This is a genomic window from Mesorhizobium sp. WSM4813 (genome assembly GCF_055811555.1).
On the sequence record NZ_JBVVQU010000049.1, the window covers coordinates 12,702 to 28,402 of the forward strand.

Here is a 15,701-nt window from a genome sequence, read left to right on the forward strand (position 1 = left end):
AACACTTTGGCCGCTCGACGACACTTCGGGCCGTAGTGTCCGACGAGCCGCCCTAACGCCGACAGCATCCCGGAGGCGTCGACCTCCGTACGCTCACCGCGCCGGGCATCCGTGAACACGCCGGGGTAACTCTGCCGTTCGAGATCGATCTGTCGGCAAATCTCAGTTGATGGAATTCTATCATGTCCTCCTGCTTTCCTTTCAGAAATGCGAGGAAAGCTCGGTTGACTAGCCATCCTCGTTCCCGCTCTGTAGGGCAACGTGTGGTTGCGCTCCGGAAGCCTGAACCGCGCCTCAGTTCAGTAAGGATAGCCAAGCCATGCATCAAGCCTTGCCTCCGGCGTCTTTCGGGCTTGCCCCTCGTCAGAGCCTGACCGACGCGCAAAACCGTGACCCACACTTGATCTTATGCAAGGCAGTATGTCGCGTGCGGAACTCTGGCGTCCTCCCGCCGACACATCACGACTACCCGCATCAACGTCTCAAGCGTTCCGGTAAGCGGCTCTCACCCGCAAGCAAGTGCGCCAATCATGCTGCGGCTCGCGGTGCGAAGACATTCTTGTTGGTGCCGGCCATCGGTGGCTCGGGCCCTGATGCCATCTGATGATGCGTTTACGCCGGGGGACATCGCAGATCCAGATGGCGCGGCGTTGCTGTCGCGGCCCAAGATCGAGGATGACATGTCAGATCAGGACAATGGTCGCCAATCTGAAGACAGTGCTGAGCAGACTTCGTCAAGCTGCACATCATTGCACGACACCAAAAGGGATGACTCGGAACCCGCCATTCTGCCGTCGCGCGCGAGCGCGCTTGCCGGCATCTACGAAATTTCGAAAGCGCTCACCGCCCCCTCCGGGCTCGAGGTCAGGCTGGCCAACGTTGTAGACCTGCTGCGATCGTTTCTGCAGATGAGGCACGGCATCATCTCTCTTTTCGACGGTGATGGCGAACTGGAGATCATCGCAGGCGCCGGCCGGACCGAGAGCTGCAGTGAGCGCTGCCGGACGTACCTGCCACGGAATGCAATCGACCAGGTTTTGGCGACGGACAAGCCCCTGGCCACCGAGAACATCGCGGTTCATCCGGCTTTCACCGCCGCCGACATGGACGTGCTCGGGGCTTCCGACGACATACCAGTGTCCTTCATCGGCGTTCCCATTCGCGTCGATGCAAATGTCGTGGGCACGCTGACCATCGACCACGTACTGCGCCATGGCTCAAGAGTTTGGCTCGATTACAGCCTCTGTCTGCTCCCGCTAATCGCCAACCTGGTAGGGCAGGCAGTGAAGTCGCATCGCTCTTTCGAGGGCGACCGCGAGCAACCGATGGCAAAGCAGGACTCCCTGCCAAAGCAGAAGCGCCTGGCCCCGCAGCGTAACACTCACGTGGAGGGGATGATTGGCGACAGTTTGGCGTTGCGCGGTCTGCTTGAGAAGGTCGCGCTCGTAGCCAAGGCCAAGATTGCGGTTCTGTTGCGAGGCGAATCCGGTACCGGGAAGGAGCTGGTCGCCAAGGCTATCCACGAGTTGTCCCCGCGCGCCAAGCGGCCCTTCATCAAACTCAATTGCGCGGCGCTACCCGAGACTGTGCTGGAATCCGAATTGTTCGGCCATGAGAAGGGTGCATTCACAAGTGCGTTCAACTCGCGCAAGGGGCGCTTTGAGCTCGCCGACAAGGGGACATTGTTCCTAGACGAGATCGGCGAGATTTCGGCCTCGTTCCAGGCAAAGCTCTTGCGCGTGCTGCAGGAGCAGGAGTTTGAGCGGGTCGGGGGCAACCAGACCATTAAAGTCGACGTCCGCATCATTGCTGCTACGAACAAGAACCTGGAAGAGGCCGTTGCCAGAAACGAGTTCCGTGCCGACCTCTACTACCGCATCAGTGTTGTTCCCTTGCTGGTCCCGGCGCTACGCGAAAGGCGCAGCGATATTCCGCTCCTTGCAGCTGAGTTTCTTAGGAATTTCAACGATGAGAACGGCCTTATGTTGACGTTCGATCCGAGCGCAATCGAAGTACTGGTAAACTGTGACTTTCCCGGCAACATTCGCGAACTGGAAAACTGCGTATATCGGACAGCGGTTCTGGCGGCGGGGCCATCAATCGGGAAAGACGACTTTGCATGCTGCCAAGACAAATGCTTCGCCGAGGCGCTGCATAATTGCAGACTTGGCAAAGTCGCGCTGCAACCCTTGCCGATCGGGCCGCTGCCACTGAGTCCGGCCATACCGCCGGCTGCTGCCGGTAGATCTGCCGCCGTCGCACCCCCGTCGGACACCGTAAGGCAGCCGCCGCTGGACCCAGCCGGGGTAGTCCACTCCGCGAGAATGGCCGATGCCGAACGTGTCATACAGGCGATGGAGAGATGTGGCTGGGTCCAGGCAAAGGCGGCACGCCTGCTCGGACTGACGCCGCGCCAGATCGGCTACGTGTTGAGGAAATACGGCATCGAGATCAAGCGTCTTTGAATAAATCACCGAGCCGAGTAGCTGGGACGATCAAGCATTCGTGCCTTGGCGCCTTGAGACGAGTGATGCGGGGCTCCTGCAATTCCGATCCGATCGCACAGGCCGCGCTGCCCCCGCGGTCGTCGCCCCACCGTGCACCCGGGTCTGGCGGCAGCGCCATCGTCGGTGGTCCAGGCCATGTCTTGATCACCAGCTCGTACCGGACGCACTGAGACCGAAACGGAGAAAAATTGATGTCTGATGCGCAACTGCAAACTGTGCTTTCTTCCCTTTCGCAAGTAGCGGGACGGTTAGATGTTCTGCTGCCCGACAAACCGGCGCCGGATCCTTGTTGCGTCAAGCTAAACACGAACGAGAACCCGTTTCCGTTGCCGAAAGCCATAATGCAAAGTGCGATGGCGGCTCTCGAACGGCAATATCTATATCCAGAAGACGACAACGTCAGCTTGAGGCAAGCAGCGTCGGAAGCCTACGGCGTCTCGAAGGATCAGGTGATCGCCGGAAACGGATCGTCTGAACTGCTCGGGCTTATCTACAGAGCTTTCCTGGTTCCAGGAGACAGAATGGCGATGATGTCGCCGGGGTTTTCGTTCAACCGCAAACTTGCCCGTTTGCAGGGTGCTCAATTTCTCGAAATCGGTTGGTGCGCAGATCATTCCTTGCCCGTCGAAGACTTGCTTTTGGGACCGGCAAAAGATGCCAAGTTCATTCTGCTGGCCAACCCAAACAATCCGACCGGAACGTTTGTTCCTGTGGCCGATGTTGAACGCCTGGTATCACAATCAGACCGTCTGATTGTCTTGGATGAGGCCTATGTCGATTTTGCACCGGACAATGGTCTGCATCTCCTCGATCGCTATCCAAACCTCCTGATCTTGAGAACATTCTCGAAAAGCTATGCCACCGCCGGCATTCGCGTCGGTTTCGGACTTGGCCACCCCGAAGTCATTGGCAGGCTGCGGGATCTCCAGAACGTCTTCAACATGAATGTGATCGGCCAGGCGGTTGGCATCAGTGTGCTTGGGCACCGCGCGGCCTATGCCGAGAACCACAAGCACATCAAGCATGAGAGACAGCGAGTGACAGTGGCACTGTCGAAACTCGGATTTTCCGTAATACCTTCTCACGCAAATTTCCTGCTAGCGCGTGTGCCACCGGGGCAGGAAGGCTCATGGTGGCAAGCAGCCTTGGAAAGGCAAAAGATACTCGTCGCCTTCTTTCCGGATGCAGGGCTGGAAAATTACATCCGCATCAGCATCGGTACAAAAACCGAGATGGATGAATTCCTTGAGGCCGCCAGAGAGATAGCTGGAAGGGCGGAGAAAACGATCCCGCTGTGCCGGCCGTCAGCGGCTGCTGCTTCTGCCTTAACCAGTCGATAGTTCCCCGGCCATTAAGCGCACCGATAATTTGAATTTGCTTGCATCATTGCGAGCCACGAACTGTTGCAAAGAGTTGGAGAAATCGCGTGAAGAATGCCTTCCCCCTGGGCCTGACCTTCGGCATATTCGACCACCTGGACGAGGATGGCTGCGAGATTGCCCGACAATACGCCGATCGCCTGAGTTTAGCAGAGGCGTGCGATCACCTTGGTTTCTACGCATATCATCTGGCAGAGCACCACTGCACTCCGCACGGGAGGGGCCCATCGCCGAATCTGTTCTTATCTAGCGTCGTCCAGCGCACCCGGCACCTCCGCGTCGGCCCGATGGTAATGCTCCTTGCCCTTTATCATCCGCTGCGTGCGTTCGAGGAGATCTGCATGCTGGACCAGTTGAGTGGTGGCAGGGTCGAACTGGGTATAGGGCGCGGCTCTCTCCCAGTCGAACTGGGTTACTTCGGGATTGCTGCGGAGGCGGCGCCAGGTCACTATGCGGAAGCCAGCGAAATCCTTATCAAGGCGATGAAGGGCGACACGCTGTCCTATCGCGGCCGCCATTTTGAGCTGAATGACGTCCCCTTGACGCTGAGATCTTATCAGCGCCCCCATCCACCGACATGGATCGCCACCAATAGACCCGAGTCGGCCAGCTGGGCCGCTTCAAGTGGCGCCAATATCGCGTGCCTGGGACCTGCCTCTTCTGTTCGCAGAATTACAGATGCATTCCGAGCCTGCCGGGAGCGCAGTGCCGACGCGGACGAGCGAGGGCCATTTCTTGGAATGCTCCGCATGGTCGTGATCGCGCGATCGGAAACAGATGCATATGCGCTCGCGGCACCCGCTTACGAACGATGGCTCAAGAGCTTCAGGTTCCTCTACGACCTCAATGCGCTCCAGACGCCCCCAAATCTGCCGCTGAGCTTGGATGCAGCAATCGAAAGCGAATTGTGCGTGGTGGGAACGGCATCTTCCGCGCGACAAGCTCTTCTTGATCAGCTCGAAGAGGCCGGTGCTAATTATCTACTTTGCCAACTTGCATTTGGGAATCTGTCCTTAGACGCTTCGCTATACACCGCAAGGACAATCCAATCTGAAATCATGGCTCGAGTTACCTGACGTGGAATGCGCGCTCCGCCTTCGGAGTTGAATTTCTCCGGCGCATCATCACCTTCCCGATCCCGCGCATGATGCCGATATAGTGCTTGCTGTGTGGGTGGAGGGGCGCGCACGCTTGTGGAGGCCCTAGATACTTGGAGCGACCGGCCTGCCGATTAAGAAATCGCCCCGATTTCATTTCGCGAGAGAGGGCGAACTTGTGCGTACCAGGGCAAAACCCCGGTTTCTGAGGCATAGAGAGGATTGCTATAGCTCATTGTTTACGACACTATGAGTTATAGAAAGGTACGCTATAACTCATGGTATGGAATTGGGAGCAGGCTGACTGGCCGCATTTTACCTACGATAAGGAAGAATTGGAACCGCTGGAAAGCGAATTCCTGCTCCGATCGGGTGAGTTCCTGGGTGTCTTTCGGCACGTCGGTTCTGACGATCGCGACCAGGTACGCATCGATCTTATCAGTGAAGAGGCCTTGAAGACATCCGCGATTGAAGGGGAATACCTCAACCGCGAGAGTCTGCAATCATCCCTGCGCCAGCAACTTGGGCTGGGCAGCGAGAACAGGCGCATTCCGCCTGCCGAGCGCGGCATCGCGGAAATGATGGCCGACGTGTATTTACATTTTGGCCATGCCCTCTCGCATCGCACTCTCTACGCTTGGCACAAGATGGTGATGTCGGGGGAACGGCGTATCGAGACCATTGGCAACTATCGCCAGCATGCCGACGTCATGCAGATCGTTTCCAATCGGCTGGATAAGCCCAAAGTGCATTTCGAGGCACCTCCCTCAGCGCGGGTCAAAGCCGAAATGGATGCTTTCACCGCTTGGTTCAACGATACGGCGCCTAAAGGTAAGACGCCGCTCCCGGCGTTGACGCGAGCCGGTATCGCGCACCTTTATTTCGAGAGCATCCACCCATTTGAGGATGGCAACGGCCGCATAGGGCGTGCCCTTTGCGAAAAGGCGCTTGCTCAAAGCCTAGGTGAGCCAAGTCTCATCGCTTTGGCATACACGATCGAACGCCACCGCAAGGCCTACTACGACAACCTGCAGGCCAGCAATAAGAGCAACGCGGTAACACATCGGCTGCTCTACTTTGCCAACACGATCCTTGAGGCGCAGCGTGTAACGCTTGCCCGTGTCGAATTCTCCGTCGCCAAGGCCAAGTTTTACGAACGCTACCGAAACCAGTTCAACGAGCGGCAGGAAAAGGTCATCGCCCGAATGTTCCGCGAAGGCATCGACGGGTTCAAAGGAGGGCTCAGCGCCGAGAATTATATCGCCATCACTCAAGCATCGCGCGCGACGGCGACAAGAGATCTGCAAGACCTCGTTTCCAAGGGCGCGATGAGAAGAACTGGCGAACGGCGACACACACGTTACGCCCTGAACATTCTGGATGACCGCAGGTAAACCGCAGCACAGATTTGTTGCCACCTTACTCGCGCAGCCACACGTGCGAAGTTTTGAGCAAAAAAGGTCTATGAATTCAGGATCGCGCAGGGCAAAAGCTTGAGCGCACCAAGTCCGACTTAAACGGGTCCGTCTGCATTTCGCTGAGAATTTCAGGGCAACGGTTGCGGTCCCAGCGTGTTTTTATCTTCAAGTGTCGGCAATGTTCATGGCATTTCGGGCGACCGAAGCGATACGGCCAACGCATCGGCGGTGCCGCTCCGCCTTTTTCAAAATCCCCGTCCGTCTGGCCCATCTGGTTTGTTCCATGGGCAAAGCAAATCACGTCCTTGTGACGCGCCGATGCAAAGGAATAGAGGGCGGCTGCTACCAATTGCCGAAGTGCAAGCCGCACTTCAGCTCGGTGGCTTAGCCGTGGTCAAAACCATCACCTCGCCGTGCGGTCGCGCCTCATGACCTGGAGGGTGGCGGAAAGGCCGGCTCACGAATGATTAGATCGTTCGAGATCGGGTCCAGTCAGTGCCGGGCGTGTTCGCATTGGCTGTGATCCGCCAGCACCTCAATCACCCGGCATTCGCCGACCTTCCCGTGCCGGCAGCCTTCTACCATGAGTTCAAGTTCGGCCTTCAATGCCGTGAGGCTGCGTATCCGCTGAACGACGTCGGCCAGCCGCGCCTGGGCTATGGTGTCGGCCGTGGCGCAGGGCTGGCTGGGATATCCTGCAACGTCAGCAGGGTGCGGATGGCTTCGATGCCGAACCCCAACTCGCGTGAATGGCGAATAAACGCCAGCCGGCGCAAATCGCTGGTTTCATAGTGCCGTCGATTCCCTCGCTGCGGTTCGGCGCGGGCAGCAGGCCGATCTGCTCATAGTAGCGGATGGTCGGCACTTTCACGCCGCTCTGTCGTGCCGCTTCGCCAATCGGGACACTGCGCATGATTTTCGCTTGCTCCTCTAGTCGCTAGAGAATGTAGCGTGCCGCTGGAATGGTTCAAGGAGTGAGACGATGGCTGCAACCGCCCCACAAACCCGTTATCGCGTCGAAGGCATGGATTGTGCCGGCTGCGCGACGAAAATCGATAGCGCGGTGCGCCGCATGCATGGAGTCCGGGATGTGAACGTCTCGGTCACTGCCGCCACCATGACCGTCAGGCACACTGCCGAAAGCGACCTCGCCGCGATCGAAAAGAAGGTGACGGGCCTCGGCTATTCTGTGGCTCAGCTCACGAGCGAAGCCGGACAGAACGCCAAACCGGCCGGGCACGGCACCAAAGGCGGCCATGACCACGCTGGCCACGACCATGCTGGCCGCGACCATGCCGGCACAGCCAAAGATGACCACGACGACGTGGAGGGCTTGCATGGCCACGACCACACGCCGGCCACGGGGCCGTGGTGGAACAGCGCCAAAGGCCGGCTGAGCATCGCCAGCGGCGCCGCATTGGCCGCAGCTTTTGCGATTCACTATGTCTGGCCGGCCACCGGCCACTGGCTTTTCATTGCCGCCATGCTGATCGGACTGGTGCCGATTGCACGGCGAGCTGTGATGGCCGCGCTCGCCGGCATTCCCTTCACCATCGAAATGCTGATGACCATCGCGGCGATCGGCGCCGTCATCATCGGTGCCGGCGAGGAAGCCGCCACCGTGGTCTTCCTGTTCCTCGTCGGAGAGTTGCTGGAAGGCGTGGCCGCCGGCAAGGCGCGCTCCAGCATCCAGGCGCTGACCACGCTGGTGCCCAAGACGGCATTCCTGGAGGAGAATGGCGCCACGCGCGAAGTTCCGGCCGAAGCCCTTGGGGTTGGCGCCGTCATTCTGGTGCGGCCGGGCGATCGCATTCCAGCCGACGGCAAGATCATCGAGGGCGAAAGCGCCATCGATGAATCGCCGGTGTCGGGGGAAAGCGTGCCGGTGCGCAAGGGCGTCGACGCGGACGTATTTGCCGGCACCATCAATGGCGACGGCGTGTTGCGCATCACCGTCACGGCTGCGGCGTCCGACAACACCATCGCCCGCATCGTCAAGCTGGTCGAGGAGGCCCAGGAAAGTAAGGCGCCGACGGAACGCTTCATCGACCATTTCTCACGCTGGTATACGCCCGCCGTCGTCGCCGTGGGGGCTCTGGTGGCCGTCGTCCCGCCGCTGGCCTTCGGCGACGACTGGAACGAATGGATCTACAAAGGCCTGGCGCTGCTGCTCATCGGCTGCCCCTGCGCCCTCGTCATATCGGTGCCGGCGGCAATCGCCGCCTCGCTCTCGGCCGGCGCCAGGCGTGGTCTTTTAATGAAAGGCGGCGCGATGCTGGAAGGCTTGGGCAAGATCACCGCCGTGGCTTTGGACAAGACCGGGACGCTGACTCAAGGCAAGCCCGTGGTGACGGATGTCGTGGCCATCGAGATCAGCGAAAAAGAGGTGCTATCGTTGGCCGCTGCACTCGAAACCGGATCGAGCCATCCGCTGGCCCTGGCTATCCTGCGAAAGGCCAAGGCCGATCGCGTGCAGGTGCCGCCAGCGGCGGGGGCCAAGGCACTCGGCGGCAAGGGCGTCGTCGGTCGCATTGGCGGTAAGAACGTCTTCCTGGGCTCGCCGATCGCTGGAGGCGAGAAGGTCGCGCTGCCGGCCGAGCAGGCGGCCCGCATCGCCGAACTCAACGACCAGGGCAAGTCGGTGTCGGTGCTGCTGATCAACGATGTGCTGGCCGGTTTCATCGCCATGCGCGACGAGCCTCGGCCGGACGCGCAGGCCGGCCTCAAGGCGCTGACCGATGTTGGCATCAGGACTGTCATGCTGACTGGCGACAACCAGCGCACGGCGGCAGCAATCGGCAAGCACCTCGATATCGAGGTGCGCTCGGAACTGCTGCCCGAAGACAAGCAGCGCATTGTCGGCGAGTTGAAAGGGCAGGGGCTGACGGTCGCTAAGGTCGGCGACGGCATCAACGATGCGCCGGCGCTCGCCGCGGCCGACATCGGCATTGCCATGGGCGGCGGCACCGATGTCGCCCTGGAGACGGCAGATGCGGCGGTGCTGCATGGCCGCGTCGGCGATGTCGCGGCGATGATAAAACTGTCTCAGGCGACCATGGCCAACATCAAGCAGAACATCACCATGGCGTTGGGGCTGAAGGCGGTGTTCCTGGTGACGACCGTAGTCGGCATCACCGGCCTGTGGCCCGCCATTCTCGCCGACACAGGCGCGACGGTGCTGGTGACAGCCAACGCCATGCGGCTGTTGCGCTGGAAAGGTGGGGTGTAGATTGCCGCCTTCTATGTCGTTTGGGACGGCTCGCAGTGAGCCGTGCCGGCGCTTCATGGCCATGCGCGGCTTCCGACGCTCGCGCGACAGCGCACACGAAAGTTCTGCTTCTCTTCTTTTTTCGTTCGCACGAAGGAGCCGCCGAACCCTCTTTCGGACGCTCTTCTGTCGCCGATTTTGACCGACCCAATGCGGATGTTCGCCGGGCTATTCATTGAACCTCCTTGTCTGCCGCGGCGTCCAGTTTGCCTGGGGTTCCTGGATGCTTTTCGAACTTTTTGTCTCGCATCGCCAGCCGAATTGCGAGCGCTTGTGAAAGAGATCAGGATATCTGAACACGCTATGGGACAAGCTTGATTGACGCATTAGCTCTCTAGATCCCCTCAGCGGTTCACGACAGAGAGGTCCACTCGGGCTGTCGCGTTTGCCAGCTCTCGGGGGTTCGAGTCGGAAGACCGCTACATCACGAGACACACTATCGCAGAAGCACTCTTTTGCTATCGGCGACGGTCAGCAAGAGCGTAAACGTCGCCGAAGATCGACGGAAGTAGGGTCGCTTGGCGCATGGTCTCGATTGGCTAAATGCCCCTGACAGCGCGCCCCAGTTTTGAGGCACCGACAGCCAGCATTCACTATGCTCTAGGCTTTCGTTTGGCAGGCGCCTTTCGAGTCGGGGCAGATTGCGCTTTGCGTCCGAGCCCCGCCGCTCTCGCGAGCGTCGATCTTTGGGCCGCGTAGTTCGGCGCAACCATCGGATAATCTAGCTTCAATCCCCACTTTTCGCGGTATTCGTTTGGACTGAGCCGGTAGTATACCGCGAGATGACGCGCCGGACTACATCATCTGCCTAGAAGACGGGAAAAGATTCAATCGCTGAAACGTCACCTATCTTTTCGGATTGATGGCGGGTTCGTGTTTAGGCGGCTCAGCCATATTCGGCTGACCGAGGCCCTATAAACGGCAGCCTTGCGCCTTGGATCCGGACGTTTGGATCGATATTTTCCATCGCGAAAGCAGCCACATTAGGATGGAATTGAGGACCAACGACAGCAGGAGTTGTTAGTGTCAGCTTAGCTCAACGATTCGGTTCTACCAGATGAACAACTCACGCGACCCGCGCCCGGATTTGATCAATGCCGAACAGCGAGGCTGCTTAGTACAAGCTTTGGCGCTAGAAGAATTGCGAACTCAGCGAAAAGCGCTGGGCGATATTTTGTGCGAATTGCACAATGCGGGCTTGGTCAAGCTGACATCTGATCAGAATTTGTTAGCAATCGACGCACTTGCACACAATGAGTTCTGGATCGCAGTGCATTCGCTGAATGAGGCTATTCCACACCTCAACTGCTCGCATCGCGAGGTTTTAGCTCTTGTACATATGTTGGTTAACAAGGCGGGATCGGATGGTGCGGCGGGCATGCCAAACCTTTCGCTCGGCATCTGGTCCAAAAATCATCCAGAGGAGGCTGGCAAGATCATTGATGGCATCAAGGGATTGGACGATCTTTGCTTGGCGCACGGGGTTTTCGTGGTTGCAGGCGTTGGTGGTGCGGCGCTGGCCTTTGATCTTATCCGGAACACCAATAACTCCGTGAGCGCAATTGGGCTGCGAGCACTTGGCCGAATAGAAATAGTGTCCGTGAGTGACATAAAAAAGGGCGTGGATGATGCGTTTGGCTTCGTCGAACGCGAAACAGATCCCGACGTACGGGCTGCGGCCATGGAGGCCGCTTTTAGGCTCTGGGAGAAGTTGGGGCCTTCGAAACCCTATCGACAGCGGGAATTCATCGAAACCATCGGGAAGAAAGGGGGCGCCAATGAGCTGAGCCTCCTTTCTGCAATGTTGTTTTATTACGAACGCGCCTTGCCGAAAGATAATATCGATCAGGTGCTTGGCATGCTTGAGACGTTGCCGTCAAACAGCGGCGCGACACTCAGCAATCTAGACCATGCCATCAAAAAGAATGATGACCGTTGGGATTTCAAGCGGGTTGCTCCCGTTTTCGCTGCGTTAATTCCTGGTCTGGATAAGAAGGCCGATAAGCGGGATTACCATTCCTTCGCTAGCTGGGCCTTGAGCAGCCCGCAACATGCCTCTTATCTCTTTGCAGCATGGCTTAATGGAGGGGAGTTTGGTCTGTGCTCGTTTCTGGTGGATCTGCTGAGCGGAGGTCCCAAAGGGGCTGACGTTTGGATACAGAAACAGCATCTGCCACCTCATGCCAACGACCAGATTTTCATAGCGCAAAAGTGCGTTGGTTTCCTGTGGCACCATGAGGTGGCGGCAGCTGCAATTCTCTTGAGCATCGTCAAGTATGGGCAGCCGCAAGCGCAATCGGCGGCTGAAAAGCTTTTGTTTGATCCATTGCTCTTGAGCTACGGTGGGGATTTTCGGGACTTCCTTGAGAAGCAGTGTTCAAATGCTTCCAAGCGCATTTCGAGTTGCGCAAAGAGGCTGCTTTCTAAACATGACACGCATATTGCGGGTCTTGAGACGGCCCGGGACTTAGTTGAACTACTTCCATCGATTGAGCACCGGCGCGCAGTTGCGATGAAAGATCGGGATCGTAATCGAGACATTCAGAAACTAGCTCATGAAAGGTCAATCTTTGCCAGTCTGGTGACACATCATACGCTGCTATATGGGCGAAAGAGCTTTTCGATTATTCATGGCGCGGAAGGGAAGAAGCATCCGAACATTTCCGCGCTCTCCGAGATTTCACACAGCGTCGAATTACCCCGGCTGATGGTCATCGACCCTGTTGGATTCAATGCGAGGCTCACATTTTTCCGCGCGATGAAGCGGCGGTCAGCATGAAAATCATCCTCAAGGAGTACCTCGCATCGCTTAAGGAGCGGGGGGACTTAGACAAATCTGTACTCCCAAACCTGCTCGCAGAGATCGGCCTACGGGTGCTGAACACGCCGATGATCGGCACGCGCCAGAACGGCGTGGACATTGCAGCAGTGGGCAAAATCAAAGGCGAGGATGAAGAGCGTTTCTTATACCTCTTCTGCATAAAGGCAGGGAATATCACAAGGCGCGATTGGGATGACGGGGTACAGGCGGTGCGCCCTGAGTTGAACGAGATTCGCGACGTTTACCTGCGCGCAAATGTGGCGGCCGAACATGCAGGACTTCCGGTCCGAATAATTCTGTGTTGCGGCGGTGAGCTAGATGAAACCGTTCTCATGAACTGGGCCGGTTATTCAACTCAAAACGAAACGGACAAGGTCAAGTATCAGGAATGGAATGGAGACCGCTTGGCGGATCTCATGATGCGTAGCTTGCTCGCGCGCGAATTGTTGGATGAAGCGCCCCGGCGAAGCTTCCAAAAGGCGGTCGCGATGGTGAATGAGCCGAGTGCTTGCTACGAGTATTCTCGTGCATTTCTACACAATCTGTTGGTTGAGGAGGAGCTAGCGCCAAACATCCAGCTTCTTCGCCTGAGGCAAGCCTATATCTGCCTAAATGCAGTAACCACCTGGGCTATCGAAGCAGGCAATCTGGAGAGTATCTACACGGTCTCTGAGTTGGGCGTTATGCTGTGCTGGAATGTAGTACGCACTCAGCCGCCAAGACGCCGACCAATCCAGCATGATCGGGCATTAGAAGTCCTACTCGATCAATTTATCAAGCTCTACCTGGCATGTTCCGAACGGTATCTGGCTAAGACTGCATTCGAACATAGCAAGCGGCTTCATGCCCTTTCAACGTCGGTTCGGTCACGCGAGGCGGTGGATGTCAATCTGGCGTTATTCGAGCTCCTTGGCCGCCTGGCCATTCGGGGGTGCTGGACAGCCTCACTGGCTCAGAACTTTACGGACGAAGACGCGGAGTTTGCGAGGGCGCTAACAGAAAGTACCGGCCTTGTCTTGGACACGATGGTCCACCTAATTAATTCCAACCCAACACTTAATTCGCCCTTCAAAGACGACCACATGATCGAAATTGCGTTGGTCATGTACCTTGCGCAAATGACGGGCTCGACCCTGCAATTCGTGCCTTGGCTGAAATCAGTCGCCCATCAAACTACATTGGCGTTGAGTATCAACTCACATTACCCGACTTGCTTCCGCGATTATGTGGACCTTCTTAATCATCCCGTGAGCGCTGACGCTTCCTATCGCGCGGAAGCGTGCAGTGGGAGCGTCTTGTACCCCTATCTCTTCGTTTGGCTTGAGCATGTAGCAGCAAGCGATGATGAGAAAGTGAAATTCAAAGAGCGCCTCGCGAGATTTCTACCAAACTGTACACACCAGGCGTGGCTCCCTGACGCAGAGACAGATGCACAAATATGGCGGGGAGAGACCGATCACGGCGTGTGTGTCACCGATTTGTCGCCTCAGAGAGGCTTCGAAGACGTCGCTGAAACCCTCAACTTGGCCATGGAGAACTGCACGGACATTAACGAAATAAGCGCCGTGAAATCTGGGTTGAGTGTGTTGTTTATGGCGGCTTGTCGGCATTATCGACTGCCGATACCTCCGCATTTTTGGCTCATCAATAGCTAGAGCCGTTCAACCCCTTTATGAGGGTACACATACGCGGTACGCTTTCTCGACGCTATTCTCCATAAGCCGCCATTCCACTCCCGGCCCCAAAGCGGATATCAGACAGTTCTAAAACTGGCCACCGACTGGGGTTCTTGGAAGCTTTTCGAAGCTTCTGCCTTGCGCCTCCAGCCGAATTGCGCGGGCTTATGAAGGACGTTGGAGCGGCTGAACCAGCTGTGGTGCAAACTTGATCGAGATGCTCATCGAGGGTTCGAGTTGGTAGAGGGATACCGCCAATACAGTGCGGCCACAGAATTCGTTTGCTAACCCGATTCCTTTGCAAGTTATACGGCGGTTTGCCTTAAATCGTGTCCCCGCAACCAATTTTATCATAAATCAATAACCGTCCCGTCTAACCGGGGCGGTTTTTGCGTTTTGCGATGGAAAGTCCTGAATAGGGCCGTTCGCCGAGAGGTGAGTGCCAAGGCAGAATGCGTGCTCAATCAGGCTTTCTGATCGCGCCGGGCCTGAGCCGCGATCCTCGCGCTGGACGAGAAACGTCCAGCACGATGATCGCCATCTTGTCCTGCAACCGAGGCGGAATATCGTTTCGAAGTATCGTCTCTAGTGCCTCAGCGCCCGATGGAAGTGCTTGCCCATCGCTGCGACCGGGAAGCGGGAACTCGGTGCCGAACCAAAAGACCAGATACACTCCGAATGCATCGGCGCCCGAATCAGCGGCGTAGCCGGCGAGTTGTTCCAACGGCGCCGACCACAGCTCCCTATTGTAGTGACGTTTCGCCTCGATCGGCAGGTTCTTGCCGGCATGGCTTAGGATCAGCACGTCCGCCCTGGTATTCTCGCCACGCCGCGCTTCAGAAAGGCTGGTTACGATTCCATATCTTTCGAGGCGAACCCGCAGCAGTTCAAGAAGCCGATCGCGGTCCTCGTTCTCAATCTGTGGCGTGATCGCGGCCCCGTTCTTATCCGTGTTCCAGAACCGCTTCCACGGTGTTTCACTGCCGGTCCGCAGCGTCGCCCTGTATCGATCGATCTCTTCGAGAACCACCGCCGCAAGATCGGCCGGGCTAGCTGGAGCGCCGCCCGCTAAGGCTGCGATGAGGTCGCCCACTGGTGGCTCGACATAAAGGTCATCTCGCATCATTCTCGCATGTTCGGCGGCCGCGTGGGCGAGCTGCGGCCTCCAACTTGGATGAACGTCTGACGCAAGCAATCTGAGGACATCGCCAGCATCGGAGTTCTTGGACGCGCTCAGTCGGCGGATCGCAGCCCTGACGATACCGCTGACCGTGTTAGAGTGGCGCCAATCATCGTCGTCGGCTTCATATGCATTTCCAAGAACCGCAATCCGGAAGCGATCCAGTACGTCGGGTTGCGGCGATCGTTCGTAGAATGCCTCAGCCAGACCCCCGTTTGGCCTCAACAACACGCCCTGGGCTTCCTCGGCAGAGAGTTCAGCGGAGACAGTTGTCGTATCAAGAGCCAGCCCGACAAAACTCCAGATCTCTCGCTGTTCATGGCCGAGATCGGATCGTTGCAAGGCTGATGCGGCG

At 57.7% G+C, this 15,701-nt stretch carries 8 protein-coding genes and 2 pseudogenes; 7 read left to right on the top strand and 3 right to left on the bottom strand.

Annotation, left to right across the window (positions count from 1 at the left end; genetic code table 11):
- Positions 1–680 precede the first annotated feature (680 nt).
- From nifA to AC0L25_RS24385, 4 genes are all read left to right on the top strand, one after another.
- Entirely contained in the window at positions 681–2,465 is a 1,785-nt protein-coding gene (nifA, locus tag AC0L25_RS24370) for a nif-specific transcriptional activator NifA (protein WP_473597876.1), read from the top strand.
- 233 nt (positions 2,466–2,698) lie between these two features.
- The gene (hisC, locus tag AC0L25_RS24375; RefSeq protein ID WP_473597855.1) at positions 2,699–3,847 is read left to right on the top strand and encodes a histidinol-phosphate transaminase; all 1,149 of its coding nucleotides are present in this window, start codon (positions 2,699–2,701) and stop codon (positions 3,845–3,847) included.
- An 86-nt stretch (positions 3,848–3,933) separates the two neighbouring features.
- A complete protein-coding gene (locus AC0L25_RS24380; RefSeq protein ID WP_473535595.1) occupies positions 3,934–4,962 on the top strand; it encodes an LLM class flavin-dependent oxidoreductase in 1,029 nt (342 codons plus the stop codon).
- Positions 4,963–5,261: 299 nt separating this feature from the next.
- On the top strand, positions 5,262–6,377 hold the full coding sequence (locus AC0L25_RS24385; protein WP_473597856.1) for a Fic family protein: 1,116 nt from the start codon (positions 5,262–5,264) through the stop codon (positions 6,375–6,377).
- Between the two features lie 516 nt (positions 6,378–6,893).
- Here the strand turns inward: AC0L25_RS24385 and AC0L25_RS24390 are convergent.
- Together AC0L25_RS24390 and AC0L25_RS24395 are read right to left on the bottom strand one after the other, a co-directional pair.
- Positions 6,894–7,177, bottom strand: a pseudogene (locus tag AC0L25_RS24390) (MerR family DNA-binding protein).
- Positions 7,105–7,314: a MerR family DNA-binding transcriptional regulator gene (locus AC0L25_RS24395; RefSeq protein ID WP_473597857.1), complete on the bottom strand. Its 210-nt coding sequence runs from the start codon at positions 7,312–7,314 to the stop codon at positions 7,105–7,107. Before AC0L25_RS24395 ends, AC0L25_RS24390 begins: the two are co-directional and overlap by 73 nt.
- 69 nt (positions 7,315–7,383) lie before the next feature.
- Here AC0L25_RS24395 and AC0L25_RS24400 point away from each other — a divergent pair, with 69 nt between their 5' ends.
- Positions 7,384–9,630 (top strand): heavy metal translocating P-type ATPase, encoded by a 2,247-nt coding sequence (locus AC0L25_RS24400; protein WP_473597858.1) that lies wholly within the window; start codon positions 7,384–7,386, stop codon positions 9,628–9,630.
- Positions 9,631–10,262: 632 nt separating this feature from the next.
- Here the strand turns inward: AC0L25_RS24400 and AC0L25_RS24405 are convergent.
- Positions 10,263–10,457, bottom strand: a pseudogene (locus AC0L25_RS24405) (MucR family transcriptional regulator); the annotation flags it as partial.
- Between the two features lie 269 nt (positions 10,458–10,726).
- On the opposite strand from AC0L25_RS24405, the gene AC0L25_RS24410 reads away from it, so the two are divergent.
- Both AC0L25_RS24410 and AC0L25_RS24415 read left to right on the top strand, forming a co-directional pair.
- Complete coding sequence (locus AC0L25_RS24410) at positions 10,727–12,448, top strand: hypothetical protein (protein WP_473597859.1); 1,722 nt, start codon at positions 10,727–10,729, stop codon at positions 12,446–12,448.
- Positions 12,445–14,145, top strand: a complete 1,701-nt coding sequence (locus AC0L25_RS24415) for a hypothetical protein (protein WP_473597860.1) — start codon at positions 12,445–12,447, stop codon at positions 14,143–14,145. Before AC0L25_RS24410 ends, AC0L25_RS24415 begins: the two co-directional genes overlap by 4 nt.
- Positions 14,146–15,701 lie beyond the last annotated feature (1,556 nt).

Excerpts from the sequence above, each read along its gene's own strand:
- hisC (WP_473597855.1), top strand. The coding sequence starts at position 2,699 with ATGTCTGATGCGCAACTGCAAACTGTGCTTTCTTCCCTTTCGCAAGTA.
- AC0L25_RS24410 (WP_473597859.1), top strand. The coding sequence starts at position 10,727 with ATGAACAACTCACGCGACCCGCGCCCGGATTTGATCAATGCCGAACAG.
- AC0L25_RS24385 (WP_473597856.1), top strand. The coding sequence starts at position 5,262 with ATGGTATGGAATTGGGAGCAGGCTGACTGGCCGCATTTTACCTACGAT.
- nifA (WP_473597876.1), top strand. The coding sequence starts at position 681 with ATGTCAGATCAGGACAATGGTCGCCAATCTGAAGACAGTGCTGAGCAG.
- AC0L25_RS24395 (WP_473597857.1), bottom strand. The coding sequence starts at position 7,314 with ATGCGCAGTGTCCCGATTGGCGAAGCGGCACGACAGAGCGGCGTGAAA.
- AC0L25_RS24400 (WP_473597858.1), top strand. The coding sequence starts at position 7,384 with ATGGCTGCAACCGCCCCACAAACCCGTTATCGCGTCGAAGGCATGGAT.
- AC0L25_RS24415 (WP_473597860.1), top strand. The coding sequence starts at position 12,445 with ATGAAAATCATCCTCAAGGAGTACCTCGCATCGCTTAAGGAGCGGGGG.